Source organism: Immundisolibacter sp. (assembly GCF_041601295.1).
Taxonomy (GTDB): Bacteria; Pseudomonadota; Gammaproteobacteria; order Immundisolibacterales; family Immundisolibacteraceae; genus Immundisolibacter.
The window spans coordinates 1-17,242 of the sequence record NZ_JBFIII010000061.1 but is presented as its reverse complement, the minus strand read 5'-3'; the positions used below and the strand labels follow the sequence as shown (position 1 = coordinate 17,242).

The following is a 17,242-nucleotide window of genomic DNA, read 5'->3' as shown; positions in this document are numbered from 1 at the left end:
GGCGCGCACCTTGGCGCACAGCTCCGCCCAGCCTTTGCCGGCCTTGGCCGCGGCTTCCAGGTAGTTGGCTGGGGCGGTGATGTACGGCGGGCGGCAGGGGCCGGCCTTCATCCAGCCGCTGGCGTTGATGCGCGCCTTGTCCAGCTGGATGTTGTAGCGCGAGAACTCGGCAAAGCCGCCCGGCGGCATCAGGTTGCCGATCACCGGCGCAGCGGCGCCCCATACGCGTAGCGCCGTGCTCCAGTCGCCGGTCTTGATGGCGTCCTTGACGGTGTCGCGGATGCGGATGGTCATCTCCGGCCCGCCGTTGGCACACGGCGACCAGAAGGCGGTGTGGAACTCCGGATCGATGCGGGCGGCGTCCAGGTGGTCGAACTCGATCGGCAGGAAACGGATGCGTTTTTTGGATACTGCGGTGTGTACGGACAGCAGGCCGATATGTATGTACTTACAGGTTATGACCTGCGGAATCTCGGACACGCCGGCCCAGAACGGGGTCGGGAACTGGAACTTGAACGCCTCTGGATTGGCATATATGCAGATGGCCATTTCCGGCACCGCCTCGGCCACGTCGCGGTAGAAGCGCACGGCGTTGGGTACGTCGCATACCTGCCACATGGGCAGGCCCAGCATGGTGCCGTCGGCGCCGATGTCCCGCGCGTGCTTCAGTTGGCGGATGGTGTCGCGGGTGTTCAGCGTGGTCACTCCGACGAAGATCGGCTTGCGCCCGCGGGCGGTCTCGACCATCACCTCCATCATCTTTTTCTTTTCTTCCCAGGTGATGGTGGCGCCTTCGCCGAAGGTGCCCTGGGCCATGATGGCGTCGACGCCGCCCACGATCAGGCCATCGACGGCCTTGGCGACTTCGTCATAGTCGATGCTGTCCTCGCAGCGCCAGTCCTCGGCGTTGTCCACCGCCGGGGTGGGAATGATGGCCCAGGCGCCATTGACGTCATTTACAGTCAGGCGGTCGCGTCGTGCCGGCATGGCGGTGTCCTCAAAAGTGGCAGAATCGGGGACGCTAGCATAATGCCGCTATTGGCGGCTGACCAGTCGGTCAAGCTTCCCCAGGAGAGTGAGGCGTGTTCAAGAGCGTGTTCGACAAAGTGTGGGCGTTCGATTGCGAATGGGTGCCCGATCCGGCGGCCGGGCGGGCACTGCACCGTCTGCCAGCCGAGCTGGGCGACCGCGAGGTTATCGAGCAGATGTGGCAGCACGGCGGCGCCAGTGCTGAAGACCCGATGCCTTTTCTCAAAACCATCGTCTGCCGGGTGGTATCGATTGCCGCGGTCACCCGCCAACGGCGCCGCGACGGCAGCGTGCAACTGCACCTGTTGTCCCTGCCGCGGGACATTGCCGACCCCGCGCAGGTCGCGGAAAGCCACGTCATCGGTACCTTTCTGGACGCCATTGGCGAGCATAAGCCGCAGCTGGTCGGCTTCAACTCGATTGCCGCCGACCTTAAGATCCTCCTGCAGCGGGCAGTGGTCAACGGCATCAGCGCGGCGGATTTTTGCCGGCGACCGGACAAGCCCTGGGAAGGGATTGATTACTTCGCCCGTGGCGACGCGCATGTCGACATCAAGGACATCCTGGGCGGCTGGGGCAAGGCCACGCCGTCGCTGCACGAACTGGCCACGCTGTCCGGCATTCCCGGCAAGCTGGACGTGGATGGCAACGCGGTGGCGGGACTGTGGCTGGACGGCCAGCTGGACCGGATTGTTGCCTACAACGAGTGCGACGCGCTCACCACCTACCTGGTGTGGCTGCGCCTGGCGCATCTGGGCGGTCACTTCGACGACCGCGGCTACGCAGAAGAACAACAACGCGTGCGGGCGCTGGTGGAGGGTCTGATCGCGCAGGGCCGCGCGCATCTGGCGACCTACCTGACTGCGTGGGATCAGTTGTCCGGTCGGCCTTGAAGTAGCGTTGCGGGTGAACCGGAGTGGGACCCGCCCGTCACGCGCGACCGCCCCAACGAAGGTAAGCTAGCCGGCAAGTCGCGCGCCGATGCGGCTTCCCGCGGGATGACGCAGGTGCGCCATATGCGGCCTACAACGATACAAAGAGGTAAGGAGGGATCCACATGCGCACAGAACGTGCTGTTCCTGTCGACTACGACGTGCTGGTTCAGGCGGACCGCGTCCACAGCGCGCTGTATACGGACCCGGTCATCTTCGACGAGGAGATGGAAAAGATATTTCACAACGGCTGGGTATTCGTCGGCCACGACAGCGAAATTCCGGGCCCAGGCGATTACGTTACCCGCCAGATCGGTTATCAGCCGGTCATCATGTCGCGCGGCAAGGACGGTCGCGTGCATGTCGTGCGCAATCGCTGTGCCCACCGGGGCAACAAAGTCTGTGCCCGCGAAAGCGGCAATAGCAAAGTATTCGCGTGCCCTTACCACGGCTGGGTATACGACCTGGATGGCAGTCTTCTGGATACGCCGCAGGCGGATGGCTACGGCGCCGGCTTCGACAAATCGGCGCACGGCATGGTGCCGGCCGCGCAGGTGGAGGTTTATCGCGGCTTCGTGTTCGCGAGCCTGAATCATTCCGGCATGACGCTGGACGAACATCTGGGCCGGGCCAGGGAATTACTGGATCGCTGCTGCGATCTGTCGCCCGAGGGTGAACTGGACCTGACCGCCGGTTGGCTGAAGCATAGATTCAAGGCCAACTGGAAGATGCTGCCCGAGAACGACTGCGACGGGTACCACGTCGATTTCACGCATTCCTCGTTCATGTCCGCCACCGATTCACAGGCCATCGATCTTATCCAGAGCGGGGCCGAGCCGGTGGTGAGGGACTGGGGCAACGGGCACATCGAGATCGACTTTGGCGTGGCCTACCGCAAACGGGGCAATCCGTTCGAGTGGTTCGGTCGGGTGTCGGCGTCGAAACTGCCCAATTACGTCAAGGCGATGGAAGCGCACTACGGCAAGGAAAAAGCCAACGAAATGTTCTGCGGCGGCCCGCCGCACGCCATCATCTTTCCGAACTTGTTTCTGGGCGAACTGAACGTCGTCTTCTATTACCCGGTCAGCGCAGGCGAATGCGTGCAGCTGTATACCCCAATGCTGCTCAAAGGCGCGCCGGAAGTGAACCAGCGCGCGATTCACCAGACCGAGGGCGCCGTGGGTCCGGGCTCGTTTCTGATTCCGGAGGACGTGGTCATCGCCGAGCGCAACCAGGCGGGCCTGGCCGCCCAGCAGCCAGAGTGGATGGATCTGAGCCGTGGTCTGCATCGGGAGTATCAGCAAGACGGGCTGACCGTGTCGCACATGTCGGACGAAACGGTGAACCGGGCTTTTTACCGGCGCTACAAGACCGCGATGCAGCGCGATCTGCGGGCTGTGACCTGATTCCGCCGGTCCAGTACCAAACCTCCCCCGTTTCAATCGCGGCGGCGCGCTGGCGCGCACCCGCCGCGACTTTCAGGATCGACTGCCATGGTTTCAGACCAGCTGCTGAGGCAAATCAGCGACTTCATTCATCACGAAGCACGCCTGTGCGACGAATCCCGTTATACGGAGTGGGAAGCGCTGTGGGCCGACGACGGCCATTACTGGGTGCCGCGCGCCGAGGGTCTGGATGCGGAAAAACAGGTGTCGCACATCAACGACAACCGTCGGCGCATTCACACCCGTATTCAGCTGTTGCTCACCGGTACGCGCCATAGCCAGACGCCACCGTCGCCCATGCGGCGGGTTGTTTCCGGCATCGTGGTCGAGGCAGTCGATGGCGACGAGTACGTCGTGGGGTCCAATTTCATCCTGCTCGAACTGGCGGTGCAGTCCACTCATGACATGCACGTCTGGGGCGGGCGCACCACGCACCGGCTGCGCCGCGGCGGCAGCGGCTGGCTGATGGCCGCCAAGAAAGTGGTGCTGGTCAATGCGGACGAGCCGATTCCGAACATCTCGTTCCTGGTCTGATCGCGGCGCCTGCGAGGACACAAGTGTGGCGACGGTGATGACATCGGCAAGATTGAGCTTTGGCGGCGAGGGCCAGATGACCCTGGCAGCCGAGGCCTGGGGTGACTCTGCCAATCCGCCGGTGGTCCTGCTGCACGGCGGCGGCCAGACGCGCCACTCGTGGCAGGGTACGGCCCGCGTGCTGGCGCAGTGTGGCTGGTATGTGCTGGCGGTGGACCAGCGCGGCCACGGCGAGAGCGACTGGGCGCACGACGGCCACTACAGTTTTGACGATTACGTCGCGGACTTTCGTGGTGTGGTCGCTACCCTGGCCAGTCCGCCGGTGCTGGTCGGCGCGTCCTTGGGCGGGCTGGTCGGTTTGCTCGGCGAGGGCGAACGACAAGGCGAATTCCTGCGCGCGATGGTGCTGGTGGACATCGTGCCGCGCATCGAACGGCGCGGCGAGGGGCAGGTGCGCAACTTCATGGCCGGCAATCCGCGCGGGTTCGCGTCGCTCGAGGAAGCGGCGGATGCGGTTGCCAGTTATTTGCCGCACCGTCCGCGACCGGACGACGTATCCGGCCTGGAGCGCAACCTTCGCCTGCGCGATGGCCGGTATTACTGGCATTGGGACACGCGGATGATGCAGTCCTTCGCCAAGGGCGCGTCCGTGCGGGAACGCCTGGAAGCGGCTGCCCGCGCGCTGACGCTGCCGACTTTGCTGATCCGGGGCCAGATCAGCGATGTGGTCAGCCCCGAGGGCGCGCGCGAATTCCTGGCCGCCGTGCCGCATGCGCAGTTCGTGGAAGTGCCCGGCGCCGGTCACATGGTGGCCGGCGACAGCAACGATGTGTTTACCGAAGCCGTACTGGGTTTCTTGTCGAGTTTGTAGTCGCTCGAACCATAAATGGCGGCATGGTCCGGCTATCGGCCACCCGCAAGCTCAACGCATTTCAGGAGGAGTCCGCCATGATCCTGCCGCGCGATTTCGTGCGCCGCTGCGCCACCAGTTATCCGGATAAAGTCGCCTTCGTCGACGGCGCCGTGCGTCGAACCTGGGGCCAGATGCACGAGCGCTCGGACCGCCTGGCGGTCGCCTTGCAGGCCATGGGTCTGGGCAAAGGTGACGTGGTGGCCATACTCGCCCACGATCACGTCGAAGTGCTGGAGCACTGGTTCGCCTGCATCAAGATCGGCGCCGTGCGGGTGGGCGTGAACTGGCGTTACGCGCCGCGCGAAATGCTGCATCTGATCAGGGACTGTGATGCCAGGCTGCTGATCGTGCAGAACAACTGCCTGCCGCTGCTGGCGGCGCATCTGGACGAAATACGCGCCGCGGGTGTGCGACTGGTCGGCATGGGCGCCGGTCACGGCTTGGAGCTGGACTACGAAACCCTGATCGCGCAGCACAACGCGCGCCCCGAGCTGCCGGTATTGACGGACGACGACATCATCGGCATCAGCTACACGTCCGGCACCACCGGCTTGCCCAAAGGCGCGCTGTGGACCCAGCGCAGCGTGCGCGAATGCCTGCTGCACACCAACCTGCAGATCGGCCTGCGCCACGAGGATGTGTTCCTGTCGCCCGGCTCCACAGCCGGTGTCGGCATCGTGCTGAACTCGTTTGGCATGGTGAACGGCATGCGCATGGTGCTGCCTGATGGCGACTTCAAGGCCGACCGCTGGCTGGATCTCCTGCAGGAAGAGTGCGCAACCAGCTCCATCCTGATGCCAACCCTGTTGCAGCGCGTGCTGGAGCTCTACAAGGCCGGGCACTACGACGCCTCGTCGCTGCGCCAGATCGTCTACGGCTCCGAGCCGACCCGTCCGCCTGTGATCCGCGACTGGCACGCCACCTTCGGCGGCGAAATCATGCAGATTTACGGCCTCACTGAGTCTACGGGTGGCTGGCTGTCCTTCCTGCGCCACGAGGATCACCTGCGGGCCTTCGCCGGTGAACCGCAGCTGCTGACCTCGTGCGGCAAACCGGCGCTGCATGTCGACCTGTCGATTCGCGATACCGACGGCAGGGCGTTGCCGACCGGCGAGGTTGGCGAGCTGTGGGCGCTTACCGACACCAACATCGCCGGCTATCTGAACCGGCCCGACGAGAACGCCGAGCTGTTCGGTCACGACGAGCGCGGCGCCTGGCTGCGCTGCAACGACCTTGGCAAGGCCGACGAGCGTGGCTATTACTATCTGACCGACCGCAAGAAGTTCATGATCATCTCCGGCGCTTTCAACGTGTTCCCGGTGGTGGTGGAAAACGTACTGGCGGAACACGCGGCGATCCGCGAGTGCGCCGTTGTGGGCGCGCCCCACCCCGAGTGGGGCGAGGCGGTGGTGGCTGTGGTGTCGCTGCGTGACGGCGCTACCGCCACGCCGCAGGAACTGATCGAGTTTTGCCGCGGCAAGGTCGGCAAGTGGGAAGTGCCCAAATACGTGCAGATCGTGCAGGAACTGCCCAAGGGCGGCACTCACAAGATTGCCAAACACCAGATCCGCGAGGGGTTTCGGCAGCACCCGGACACCTTGCCATGGGGCGAGCAACTGTGCGCGGACTAACCGGCTCTGTAAAGAAAATCCGGTGCGCGCCTGGCCCGACGCCGCGGCGCCGGGCAGTCCGGCTCACGGTCTTTCGACGGTCTGCACGTACAGCAACTCGCAGCTGCCGTCACCGGTATCCTCACGGTTCATTGAGCTGCGCCACTGCCAGCCGTCGGCGGCGCGCAGTTCGAGCAGGTAGCCACGCAGCGCCACCTGTTGGCCGGCGCTGACCTGGCGCAGGGCGCGCACCACGGTCGCATCGGCCGGAATCAGATGCACGTTGGCGCTGGAGGTTTCGATTTCGCGCCGTGGCAGCGGCGGCTCGCCTTGGTAACGCCAGAAGTACCAGCGTCCCCTTTGGCTGATGTCCAGTTGTTCGATTACCGCCGGCTCGCTCATGCGGCCCCAACCGAGCGCGAAATCGAAGGGCGCCAGGCCGGCGGTCCGGCCCAGGCGATAGCGGGCGGACGACAGCACCCGTCCGCTGACCGCGTATTCGGCGAGCACACGGGCCGGGATGCCGTTCAGCGAAAACTGTGGTCCGGCGGGCAGATTCCGTTGCACCGGCGCGCCGAGCGGATCTGCGGGCAGCAGCTCGGTCATGGGGGGTGGGTTCTGCACGCCTGGCACGGGTACTGGCCACCAGTGCCAGGCCAGCACCGCCAGCAGAACGATCAGCGCCAGGCGTTTCATCGGCGGCGGTGTATCACGGCAATGCCCGCGCGCAGGCGGCGATATGCTGGTGCAGCTGGCGCAGGCCAGCATCCAGAGCGGCGGGCCCGGGACTCAGGATGTCGGCGGATTTGATTTCGAACACCTGACCATTATGCAAGGCCGGGATAGCGTCCCAGCCGGGCCGGTCGGCCAGATGCCGGGGTCGAAAGCGTTTGCCGCACCAGGAACCGAAGATGATGTCCGGCGCACGGCGTACCACCTCGCCCGGATCAACGATGACACGGCCTTGCGCAGCGGCCCGGTTGCCCAGCTCGGCGAAGCAATCCTCACCGCCAGCCAGATGAATGAGTTCGGATACCCAGCCGATGCCGCTGATCAGCGGCTGGTCCCATTCCTCGAAGTACACGCGCGGCCGCCTGGGCAAGCGCGCGGCGGCGCTCAGGGTGGCATCCATGCCGGCTTGCAGCTGGTCGATCAGCATCTGCGCCTTGACCGGGCCTCCCACCAGCGCGCCTAGCACGCAGATCATGTCCAGGATGCCGGCGACGCTGCGCTGGTTGAACACATGCACGGCGAGGCCGGCCTGCACCAGGCTGGCGGCGACGGGTGCTTGCAGGTCGCTGAAGCCGAGTACCAGGTCGGGTTTCAGAGCGAGGATTCTATCCAGCCGTGCGCTGGTGTAAGCCGATACCTTGGGTTTTTCGCGTCGCGCCTGAGGTGGGCGTACGGTGAATCCCGAAATGCCGACGATGCGATGCTGCTCGCCCAGCAGGTAAAGGGTTTCGCAGGTTTCCTGAGTGAGGCACACGATGCGCCTGGGGTGGCGGTCGCTCACCGTGCGGTGTCACGGCGTGGCGACGGCAGGCGGGGGCTTGCGCTCATCGCAGGTGCCTCGGGTTGGGTGCGCCACCCTGCCGTGGGTTGGCAAGGACCGGGGTGTTGTCCCCGGTCCTTGCGTGGTCCGGCCGGAATATCAATGCGCGGGCGAGTAACGCACCGTGAACATCACGTTGCGCCCGTCTTCGTTGAACAGGCGCGCGGTTCGGTAATCCTTGTTGAACAGGTTGGCGAGCTTGCCCTCCAGGGTCCAGTCTGTGCGCAGGCTGTAGGCTGCGCGTAGGTCAAGCGTGAGGTAGCTGCCCAGGGAGTGGGTATTGGCCAGGTCATCGTAGCGTTGGCCTTCACCGTACACGGTCGTTCCCACACGCCAGGCGCCCCGGCTGCGGTCCAGATCCAGCCGGGCCATCAGCTTGGCGCGGCGCGGTAACTGATTGCCCCGATTGGCGCCGTTGCTGCGATTTTCCGGATCGAGCGCGCTTACATTGGCGACCACATCCCAGCCGGCCAGGCTGGTGCTGACCAGTGCCTCCAGGCCGCGGATGCGCGCCTGGTCGATATTGACCTGATAGGGAATCGGGGGCAGGTTCGAAAAATCCAGGCCGATCAGGTCGTCAATCCTGGTTTGGTAGGCGTTCAGCGACCAGGTGAACGCGGCGTGGACACCGGCAATGCCCAGTTCATAGCTGTCTGATTCTTCGGGCTTCAGGTCTGGATTGCCAAAATTGAACGGGAAATACAACTCGTTGAACGACGGCGCCTTGAAGGCGCTGCCCCAGGACGCCATCACGCGCAGGATCGGACTGACACGATAACCCCAGGCCAGCGAGCCGGTGGTATGCCCACCGAATTGCTGGTTGTCGTCGCGGCGCGCCGCCAGGGTCAGGTCATGCTCCCCGAAGCGGCCCTGGTATTGACCAAAGCCAGCCGCGTTGTCGCGCGAGCTCACGGCGTAGGCGGTGGTGCTCCGGATCCGGTCGTCCAGCCAGTCGGCGCCCAGCGTCAGGCGGTGTTCCGGGGCGAGGGCGAAGTCGTTCTGCCAACTCGCGCTGCGCCGCTCGGTGTCGAAGGCGCTACTGAATGCGTCCTCAAAGAAGTTGTCACTCAGGTCCCGGCTGCGTCCGCCAGACAGTGATGCGTGCCAGAACGGCAGCGCCTGCCAGTCCAGACGCGCGCCGACGACGTCCTGGACGAGCTGAGTGCTGTTGGAGGCGAAGGCGCTGCCGTCGTATTCGTTGTCGCCGTCGCTGCGCAGGTAGTGGCCTTCGAGCTGGAACGTGTCAGTCAATTTGTAGCCGGCACGCAGGCTGGCACCGGTGTCGCGGTAGGGGTCGCGGTCCGGCTCGCTGGTGAAACAGCCGCCACCGGGCGGAAACGGCAGACCGTCGCAGCTGTTGAAGCCCCGAGTTTCCACATGACTGCCGCCGATGTTGAACCAGCCGCGATCGCCGCCGCCGGACAGGCCGGCGCTGTACTCCTGGGTGCCGTGGCTGCCACCGCTGGCCGACAGCCGTGGCGTCAGGGCGCCGCCGCCTTTTCTGGTGAAAATCTGGATCACACCGCCGATGGCATCCGCGCCATACAGGCTCGACCGCGGACCGCGCACGATTTCGATGCGCTCCACCTGGTCGATCGGGATGTCCTGGAACGATGTAAGACCGGCCGTGGCCGACCCGACCCGGATACCGTCCACCAACACCAGCACGTGGTCGGACTCGGTGCCGCGCATGAACAGCGTGGTCAGTTTGCCCCGGCCGCCGTTGCTGCTGATGCCAAGGCCCGGCACGCCGCGCAGGGCATCGGGCACCGAGCGCGCCTGCAGGCGCTCGATCTGCTCCCGGTCGATAACCGTGACCGAGGCCAGGCTGTCGACGTTGGATTGGGCCTGGCGCGTGGCGGTGATGTTGATTACGAGCGGTGGCTCGGTGGCGGCTTGAAGGCCGGCCGAAAACAAAGATAGCCCGGCGACGAGGCCGGCAATGCGTATGCGTGTCATGAATGCTCCTGCTCGCGCCCATCCGCGCGAACTTGCGGGTTTGCCAACCGGCGGTGCAGGGGCAAGAACACGGGTGACGGTGCGCCAGATGCGCGACGGAACCCGGCGCATCGCCCACCGCAATGCCGACCTGTAAGCTCCGCGGCCGGTCTCCGGGCTGACGAGTGGGCGTAACTCCCAGCCGCGGCGCCTTCCCGTGCCGATGCACAGTGGCGTGTTGCCGCGGTTTGACTCGCTTACCGTTGCGGGGGCAGCGCCGGAATTGTTCGGGGTCGAACGCACCGGCTTCCCGTTTCATCCTTTGGGCGAACGCCCGCAGGACACCTCGAAGCGGGCCAGATGTTAGGACGCGATGGCGTGGTCGTCAATCGGCGCCAGTCAGCGAACGCGGGATCACCCGGGGTCGTCCAGTACCGCGCGATAAAGCGCCATATAGGCGCGGGCGCTGGCTGCCCAGGAGTGGTCCTTGGCCATGCCAGCGTGCTGCAACTGTCGCCACGGCTCATCAGCCCGGAACAACGCGCAGGCGCGTTCTACTGCTTCCAGCAAGGCTGCCGCGCTGGCTGTCTGGAACCTGATCCCGGTGGCGCGTCCGGTGGCCAGGGCTCTTGGGGTGGCATTGACCACGGTGTCGGCCAGCCCACCAACGGCGCGCACGATGGGCACCGTGCCATAGCGCAGGGCATACAGCTGTGTCAGGCCACATGGCTCAAAGCGTGACGGTACCAGCAAGGCATCGACGCCGGCCTGGATGCGGTGCGCCAGTGCCTCGTCGTAACCGGTTCTGAAGGCCACGCGACTGGGCGCGGCGGCGGCCGCGGCATGCAGCGCTTGCACATACGTGGCTTCACCACTGCCCAGCACGACCACTTGTACCGGCATGGCCAGCAGCCTGGGTAACGCATCGAGCAGCAGGTCGATGCCTTTTTGCGCCACCAGCCGGCCGACCAGCCCCAGCAGCAGTGTATCCGGATCAACCGCGAGCCCCATCTCGGCCTGCAGTGCGGCTTTGTTGGCCTGCTTTCCGGCCAGGTGATCGCGGTCGTACGGCGTTGACAGCGCCGGATCCGTGCTCGGGTTCCACACCGTGCTGTCGATGCCGTTCAGAATGCCGGACAGTGCCGCAGCGCGATGGCGCAGCAGGCCATCCAGGCCACAGCCGAACTCCGGCGTGGTGATCTCCCTGGCGTAGCGGGGGCTGACGGTGGTGACGCGGTCGGCGTAGACGATGCCGCCCTTGATCAAGGCGAGCTGGCCATGGAATTCCAGTGCCTGATACCGCCACCACTCAGGCGGCAGACTCAGCTCGTCGGCGTCGCTGGCTGGGACCAGGCCCTGGTAGGCGAGGTTGTGGATGGTGAACACGCTGCGCGGGCGGCGCGTTTCAAGACTCAGCAGCGCCGGTAGCAGGCCGGTTTGCCAGTCGTGGGCGTGCACGATGTCGGCGCGCCAGTTCGGCGCCAGACGGCCGAGTGCCAGCGCTGCCGCAGCCCGGCAAAACAGCGCAAATCGCCGGGCGTTGTCCGGCCAGTCCTGGCCCGCATGGTCCTGGTAGGGATTGCCGGGGCGATCGAAAGCAGGACTGCCGACCAGATACACCGGCACGCGGCCCGCTGGATGTCCCGCACCAATGTGGCCCTCAAACAGTGTGACCGTGCTGCCATAGAGTGCCGATTCCGCGATCGGCTCCAGGCCCGCCAGTGCGGCCATCGCTGCCGGGTAGGCCGGCAGCACCAGGCGGGCATCGGCGCCCGCACTGCGCAGCGCGGCCGGCAATGCGCCAACCACGTCGCCAAGACCGCCGGTCTTGATCAGCGGCCAGGCTTCGCTGGCGGCCAGCAGGATGCGCGGGCGACGACTCACGGCCCTATCAGTTCAGGAACCATACCGGCCGACCCCGAGCGCAACGGTTCGCGGCTGACGGTTTCTGGAATGCTTATTGCGTTCATGGACTACCGCGGCGCGCACCTGGTATCAGAGGGCATGGTAACAACCGGGCTGGCACGAAGTTTGTGCTGACTGCATGCTGGGGATCACGCTGGTTGCCCAGGGCCCCGGGTTAAATTGTCGTCGGCAACTGTCAATCCCGAAACGTCCGAGCAACGCCACCGGGCCGGAGAAATTACGCATGAACGGTGCCAGGCATCCGGAACGTTTCATCAGCGAGCTGACGCGCAGCACTCTGGCACTGATTCTCGCCGGTGGTCGCGGCAGTCGGCTGGAGCAGCTCACGCTGTGGCGGGCCAAGCCGGCGGTGCCGTTCGGTGCCAAGTTTCGCATCATCGATTTCCCACTCTCGAACTGTGTCAACTCCGGGATACGCCGGGTTGGCGTGCTGACCCAGTACAAGGCGCACTCGCTGTTGCTGCATATCCAGCGTGGCTGGGGGCAGTTGAATGGTCAGTTCGGCGAGTTCATCGAGCTGCTGCCGGCGCAGCAGCGTCTGGAGACCTCCTGGTACGCGGGAACCGCCGACGCCGTGTGGCAGAACCTGGACATCATCAGCGCGCATAACCCCGAGTACGTGCTGGTCCTGGCTGGCGATCACATCTACAAGATGGACTACGGCCCGATGCTGGCTGCTCACGTCACCCAGCAGGCGGATGTCACCGTCGGCTGCGTGGAAGTGCCGGTGGCACAGGCCAGTGGTTTTGGCGTGATGGCGGTGGACGCGGACCTGCGTATCCAGCGTTTCGACGAGAAGCCGGCGCAGCCCCAGCCGATGCCCGGACGGGACGATCTGGCCTTGTGCTCGATGGGCATTTACGTGTTCAACGCCCGATTTCTATACGAGCAGTTGTACAAGGACGCGGACATGCCGGGCTCGGGCCACGACTTCGGGCGCAATATCATTCCGGGTCTGATCACGCGCTACCGGGCCTTCGCCTATGCCTTTCGCGATGTGCAAACCGGCGTCCAGGCCTACTGGCGGGACGTCGGCACCTTGGATGCCTATTACGAAGCGAACATGGATCTGGTGTCGGTGACGCCGGAACTGAATCTGTACGACACCGAGTGGCCGATCTGGACGCTGCAGGAGCAGGTGCCACCGGCCAAATTCGTGTTCGACGACAACGATGGCCGGCGTGGTACGGCGCTCGACTCGGTGGTCGCCGGTGGCTGCATCGTGTCCGGCGCCGTGGTGCGCCGCTCCTTGCTGTCTACCAATGTGCGGGTCGAAGCGGGTGCCGAACTCGACCAGTGCGTGGTGCTGCCCCAGGTGCATGTGGGCGCCGGGTGCCGTATTCGTCGCGCCATCATCGAGCGCGGCTGCATCCTGCCGCCCGGCACCGTGGTCGGCTATGACCCGGTAGCCGATGCACAGCGCTTCAGTGTTACTCCCGGCGGCGTGACACTGGTGATCCCGGAGATGCTGGGTCAGGCGCTGCATCATGCGCGATAAGCGCGATGCAAACGGGGCCAATCGGTATCCTGGCAGGGCGCGGGATGACTCCTCGGCGTGGCCTGGCAGACGCCAGGTCTGGCATATCGCTTCACCCCGCTTGGTCGCCCGACCCTGACCACGCCGCCTGACGTTTGAAGTCTATGGCCGGGCCGGACGGCCGGATGCCATGTACTCAAAGACATAGTGTACGAATTAGGACGATAATCGACCTCATGGACATCAGCGAGCCAACGCGGACATCTGTCGTGGGCTGTGTCATAAGGCGTCATGGCCGTAATTGACCGACCGGATGCTGGCGCTGTTGGGGTTGCTGTGGGTGCTGGTGCCTGAATAAAGCAAAACAAGGGAGTCGCCATGGCCTATTTGGCGTTGATCGCGGGGATCATGGGTGGGCTTGCGGTTTTGTGGTTCGCTGCCGGGTCGAGTCGGGCGCCGCGTCGTCGCTCCGGTGCAGCGCCGGCCAGTTTCCGCTCATCGCAGAACACAGCCGCTAAAGCCGCTACTCAGCTGACACCAACGCCCCCGATGAAAGCGCCTGCGCCGGTACTGGATGGCGCAGCCGAAGCAATCAAGCCGCCGCCAATCGAGATCGTGACGCTACGGTTATTGGACGACACTTTGCTGGAACCGGACGTGGCACTGCGTCTGGCCGGCCTTGCGGACAGTTTGCCGCGGCCGCGTAGCGTGATGTTACAGCTGGCACAGGCCGGGGATGATCCGGCTGAGCTGGCGCGTATTGTCGCTACCGACCCTGCCACCGCGGCATTGTTGCTGCGCACTGTCAACTCGGCACAGTTCAGCCTGAGGTCTGAAATTACCAGTATCCAGCATGCGATCACCTACCTTGGCGCCAACCTGGTGCGCGACGTGGCGATTCGTCACGCCATGACCGTGCCGGCCGCTGGCCGCAATCTGACCACCGAGCGTATCTACCAGGGCCTGTGGCGCAACAGTTACCTGGCCAGTGGTATCGCCCTGGCGCTGGCGCAGCGGCTGCGCCTTCCGGCGCCGGCCGCCACATCGACACAGGCCTTGCTGTTTATGCTGGGCGATATCGCATTGGTGTCGCATTACCCGCAGATTGCCGATTTGTACAACGCCGATCTTGACCTGGCGGTCCTGGTCGCCGGGACTCAGGAGCGGTTGGGTTTTAATTCGGCCATGGTCGGGGCTCATCTGGCCCAGGTGTGGCAGTTGCCAGCGGGGCTGCGGGTCGCGCTGCGAAAAAGTCTGATGCCGCTGGTGAGCGGGCCAGACACGCTGGATCCGGAGACGGCGCCGGGGCTCGTCGTCAGCTATTTCTCGAACCGTTTGGCGCAGGCACTGTGGCGACAGGTCGATTTCGATCTGGTCGATGCCATGCAGGCCCTGCGGGAGCGACCAGAGGCGTACTACCTGCCGCAGCATCTGGCGGCCGTGGGTTTGCAGGACGCGTTATCGGCGTTGACTGAGCCAGCGGTCGAGCGCCGCCTGGCGAGCTTGGTCAAGGGCCTGTCGGCGCCTAGGTGATCCCGGATCCGGACGCTAGAAAATGCGCCGCTTCAGGCTGAACTGCTGGATCACCGTGGTGGAGATTTCCTCGATCGATTTGTGGGTCGAGTCCAGGTGCGGGATGTTCAGTCGCTGGTAAAGTCGCAGCGCCTGGCGGGCCTCGAACTGGCACTGCGGCAACGAGGCGTAGCGGCTGCCGGGGCGCCGTTCCTCGCGGATGCGGTGGATACGCATCGGGTCTATGCTAAGCCCAAACAGTTTCTTGCGATGGGGCAGCAAGGACTTGGGAAGGCTTTGATTTTCAAGGTCATCTTCGGTCAATGGAAAGTTCGCGGCGCGGATGCCGAACTGCAGGCTCAGGTACAGGCTGGTGGGCGTCTTGCCGGAGCGCGACACGCCGATCAGGATAATGTCGGCGTCCGACAAGTGCTTGCCGTCCACACCGTCGTCGTGAGCCAGGCTGAAGTTGATCGCTTCGATCCGTTCCTCGTAGTCCCCCGATTCCGGCGCGCCATGGGTGTGAAGCGTTTGCTGCGCAGCGGTTACCCCAAAGGCGGCCTCGAGTGGAGCGATAAAGGCTTCGAGTACATCCAGGCACAGCAGCCCTGAGCTTTTGATGATCGCCCGCACGGCGTCATCGGAAATGCTGCACAGGATGACCGGCGGCTCACCATCGCCGGCGGCATCGAGGATGCGCGCCAGAGCCGCCGTCGCCTTGACCGGGCTGTCGACGAACGGAATGTCTATGCGTTCTATCTGCGCGGTTGGAAAGTGCGTGAGCAGCGCATGGCCGAGCGTCTGCACGGTGATGCCGGTCTGATCGGACACAAAAAAGACGCTACGCGTCATGCCCGGCTCGTTGATGGCGCCGGTTGTTCACCCGCCGTCGCGTACGGTCAGACGATCGCCCGGCTTGAGTGTTTGGGTAAGCCTGGCGCCGTTCCACAGTTGCAGCTGCTCCAGGCTGACGCCAAAGTTCTGGGCAATGCGCCAGGCATTGTCGCCGGCCCGCACGGTATATGTGCGCAGCCGCGTGGCGTCGGCCACGGCGGTTGCCTCGGCGGGACGAAAGACGTGCACCTGCTGCCCTACGGCAAGCGCACCGGCGGCAACGCCCGGGTTGCAGGCGCTGATCTGTTTCGGGTCCACCTGGTAGCGACGGGAAATTCCCCACAGCGTGTCGCCAGCCGCGACGCGATGCACGATGCGCTCGCCGTCGCAGCCTCGTCTGGGGCCAGGTTTGGTGTCGGCGGCGTAAGCGATCGGGATCATCAGATCCTGGCCTTGTTTGAGCATGCCGGTGTGTAGCCCGTTCGCCTGGCGCAGATCCGAGATGCTGACCCGATAGCGCTGGGCCAGGCCGGTCAGGGTTTCGCCCGGGCGCACCTGGTGCCGACGCCACTGCACCCGTCGCTGCGGTATGTCGCTGACAGTCATTTCGGCAGGAACCGCGATGCGCGGCAGACTGGCCAGCTGACGCCGGGCTTCATCGGCAAGGCTGGCCGGTATCAGTAGCCGATGCGGCCCGCCGGGCGGGGTGGTCCCGCGGTGAAAGCCCGCGTTGAGCGAGCGGATTTCCTCCGGGCTGAGATCCTGGACCACCGCCAGGGTGTCCAGCCGGATGGCGCCGTCCACGTCCAGCGCGGTGAAGTAAGGGGCGTTCGGGATGTCGGGCAGGCTGATGCCGTAGGCTTCAGGATTCTCGAGCAGTTTGCGCAGGGCCAGCAGTTTGGGCACGTAGCAGCGTGTCTCGCCGCGCAATGGCAAGTCCAGGAAGCCCGTGCCGCGGCCGTTGGATCGATTGGTCTCGCACATGCGCGAGATGTATCCGGGCCCGCCGTTATAAGCGGCCAGCGCCAGCGCCCAGTCGCCGTTGAACTGCTGGGACAGCGTGGTCAGGTAATCGAGCGCCGCGCGGGTGGAGTCAATCACGTCGCGACGCTGGTCCACCCAGGTGGTCTGGTGCAGGCCATAGTCTTTGCCGGTTTCGGCCAGGAACTGCCACAGCCCCACCGCATTGCTGCGCGACACGGCATTGGTCTGAAACGCGCTTTCGACGACCGGCAGCAGTGCCAGTTCGGTTGGCAGGCCGCGTCGTTCGACCTCGTTCAGGATGTAGTACAGATAGCGGCTGCCGCGTCCCCACGCATTCTCCAGGAACAACGGGTGGTCAAGGTACCAACGCAGCTCGGTCTGGATCTGCGGGTCGTTCGGCATCTGCATGGCAAAGCCGTTGCGCAGGCGTTCCCACAGATCCAGTTCGAAGCCTTGATCCAGCGCGGCCCGGCGCGCCGCGGCGCGCGCCGCCTGGCTGCTGGCGCCAGAACCAATGACCGGCTCGGATTGCTTGGCCGACCAGCCGCCGCCGGTT

The 17,242-nt window shown here is 65.0% G+C and carries 15 protein-coding genes and 1 riboswitch; of the genes, 8 read left to right on the top strand and 7 right to left on the bottom strand.

Annotated elements, in window-relative coordinates; all coding sequences use genetic code 11:
• Positions 1 to 987, bottom strand: a 987-nt coding sequence (locus ABZF37_RS09300) for a dihydrodipicolinate synthase family protein (RefSeq protein WP_372719175.1), incomplete at its 3' end; no start/stop codon positions are given.
• Between the two features lie 95 nt (positions 988 to 1,082).
• On the opposite strand from ABZF37_RS09300, the gene ABZF37_RS09295 reads away from it, so the two are divergent.
• The 5 genes from ABZF37_RS09295 to ABZF37_RS09275 all read left to right on the top strand — a co-directional run bounded on the left by ABZF37_RS09295 (position 1,083) and on the right by ABZF37_RS09275 (position 6,484).
• Complete coding sequence (locus tag ABZF37_RS09295; protein WP_372719173.1) at positions 1,083 to 1,922, top strand: 3'-5' exonuclease; 840 nt, start codon at positions 1,083 to 1,085, stop codon at positions 1,920 to 1,922.
• Between the two features lie 164 nt (positions 1,923 to 2,086).
• Positions 2,087 to 3,367 (top strand): aromatic ring-hydroxylating dioxygenase subunit alpha, encoded by a 1,281-nt coding sequence (locus ABZF37_RS09290; protein ID WP_372719171.1) that lies wholly within the window; start codon positions 2,087 to 2,089, stop codon positions 3,365 to 3,367.
• An 87-nt stretch (positions 3,368 to 3,454) separates the two neighbouring features.
• Entirely contained in the window at positions 3,455 to 3,940 is a 486-nt protein-coding gene (locus ABZF37_RS09285; RefSeq protein WP_372719169.1) for an aromatic-ring-hydroxylating dioxygenase subunit beta, read from the top strand.
• Positions 3,941 to 3,977: 37 nt separating this feature from the next.
• Positions 3,978 to 4,811: an alpha/beta fold hydrolase gene (locus tag ABZF37_RS09280; RefSeq protein WP_372719167.1), complete on the top strand. Its 834-nt coding sequence runs from the start codon at positions 3,978 to 3,980 to the stop codon at positions 4,809 to 4,811.
• 77 nt (positions 4,812 to 4,888) lie between these two features.
• Positions 4,889 to 6,484, top strand: coding sequence for a class I adenylate-forming enzyme family protein (locus tag ABZF37_RS09275; protein ID WP_372719165.1), 1,596 nt, complete (start codon positions 4,889 to 4,891; stop codon positions 6,482 to 6,484).
• A gap of 63 nt (positions 6,485 to 6,547) precedes the next feature.
• On the opposite strand, the gene ABZF37_RS09270 is transcribed toward ABZF37_RS09275, so the two are convergent.
• The 3 genes from ABZF37_RS09270 to btuB all read right to left on the bottom strand — a co-directional run bounded on the left by ABZF37_RS09270 (position 6,548) and on the right by btuB (position 9,974).
• The gene (locus ABZF37_RS09270; RefSeq protein WP_372719163.1) at positions 6,548 to 7,159 is read right to left on the bottom strand and encodes a hypothetical protein; all 612 of its coding nucleotides are present in this window, start codon (positions 7,157 to 7,159) and stop codon (positions 6,548 to 6,550) included.
• 13 nt (positions 7,160 to 7,172) lie between these two features.
• Positions 7,173 to 7,976, bottom strand: coding sequence for a cobalamin-binding protein (locus tag ABZF37_RS09265; protein ID WP_372719161.1), 804 nt, complete (start codon positions 7,974 to 7,976; stop codon positions 7,173 to 7,175).
• Positions 7,977 to 8,114: 138 nt separating this feature from the next.
• Complete coding sequence (gene btuB / locus ABZF37_RS09260) at positions 8,115 to 9,974, bottom strand: TonB-dependent vitamin B12 receptor (protein ID WP_372719159.1); 1,860 nt, start codon at positions 9,972 to 9,974, stop codon at positions 8,115 to 8,117.
• On the opposite strand from btuB, the gene ABZF37_RS09255 reads away from it, so the two are divergent.
• Positions 9,973 to 10,110, top strand: a complete 138-nt coding sequence (locus ABZF37_RS09255) for a hypothetical protein (protein ID WP_372719157.1) — start codon at positions 9,973 to 9,975, stop codon at positions 10,108 to 10,110. The genes btuB and ABZF37_RS09255 overlap by 2 nt on opposite strands.
• Positions 10,100 to 10,317, bottom strand: a riboswitch (cobalamin riboswitch). It overlaps the preceding gene by 11 nt.
• Before the next feature lie 50 nt (positions 10,318 to 10,367).
• Here ABZF37_RS09255 and glgA read toward each other — a convergent pair.
• Entirely contained in the window at positions 10,368 to 11,837 is a 1,470-nt protein-coding gene (gene glgA, locus ABZF37_RS09250) for a glycogen synthase GlgA (protein WP_372719155.1), read from the bottom strand.
• 265 nt (positions 11,838 to 12,102) lie between these two features.
• Here glgA and glgC point away from each other — a divergent pair, with 265 nt between their 5' ends.
• Positions 12,103 to 13,377 carry a glucose-1-phosphate adenylyltransferase gene (gene glgC, locus ABZF37_RS09245; RefSeq protein WP_372719153.1) on the top strand — a complete coding sequence of 425 codons (1,275 nt, stop codon included), beginning with the start codon at positions 12,103 to 12,105 and terminating at the stop codon, positions 13,375 to 13,377.
• A 528-nt stretch (positions 13,378 to 13,905) separates the two neighbouring features.
• Complete coding sequence (locus ABZF37_RS09240) at positions 13,906 to 14,889, top strand: HDOD domain-containing protein (protein ID WP_372719151.1); 984 nt, start codon at positions 13,906 to 13,908, stop codon at positions 14,887 to 14,889.
• Positions 14,890 to 14,904: 15 nt separating this feature from the next.
• On the opposite strand, the gene ABZF37_RS09235 is transcribed toward ABZF37_RS09240, so the two are convergent.
• Both ABZF37_RS09235 and ABZF37_RS09230 read right to left on the bottom strand, forming a co-directional pair.
• The gene (locus tag ABZF37_RS09235; protein ID WP_372719149.1) at positions 14,905 to 15,720 is read right to left on the bottom strand and encodes a pyruvate, water dikinase regulatory protein; all 816 of its coding nucleotides are present in this window, start codon (positions 15,718 to 15,720) and stop codon (positions 14,905 to 14,907) included.
• Between the two features lie 27 nt (positions 15,721 to 15,747).
• The coding region (locus tag ABZF37_RS09230; protein WP_372719146.1) for a LysM peptidoglycan-binding domain-containing protein at positions 15,748 to 17,242 on the bottom strand (1,495 nt) is incomplete at its 5' end.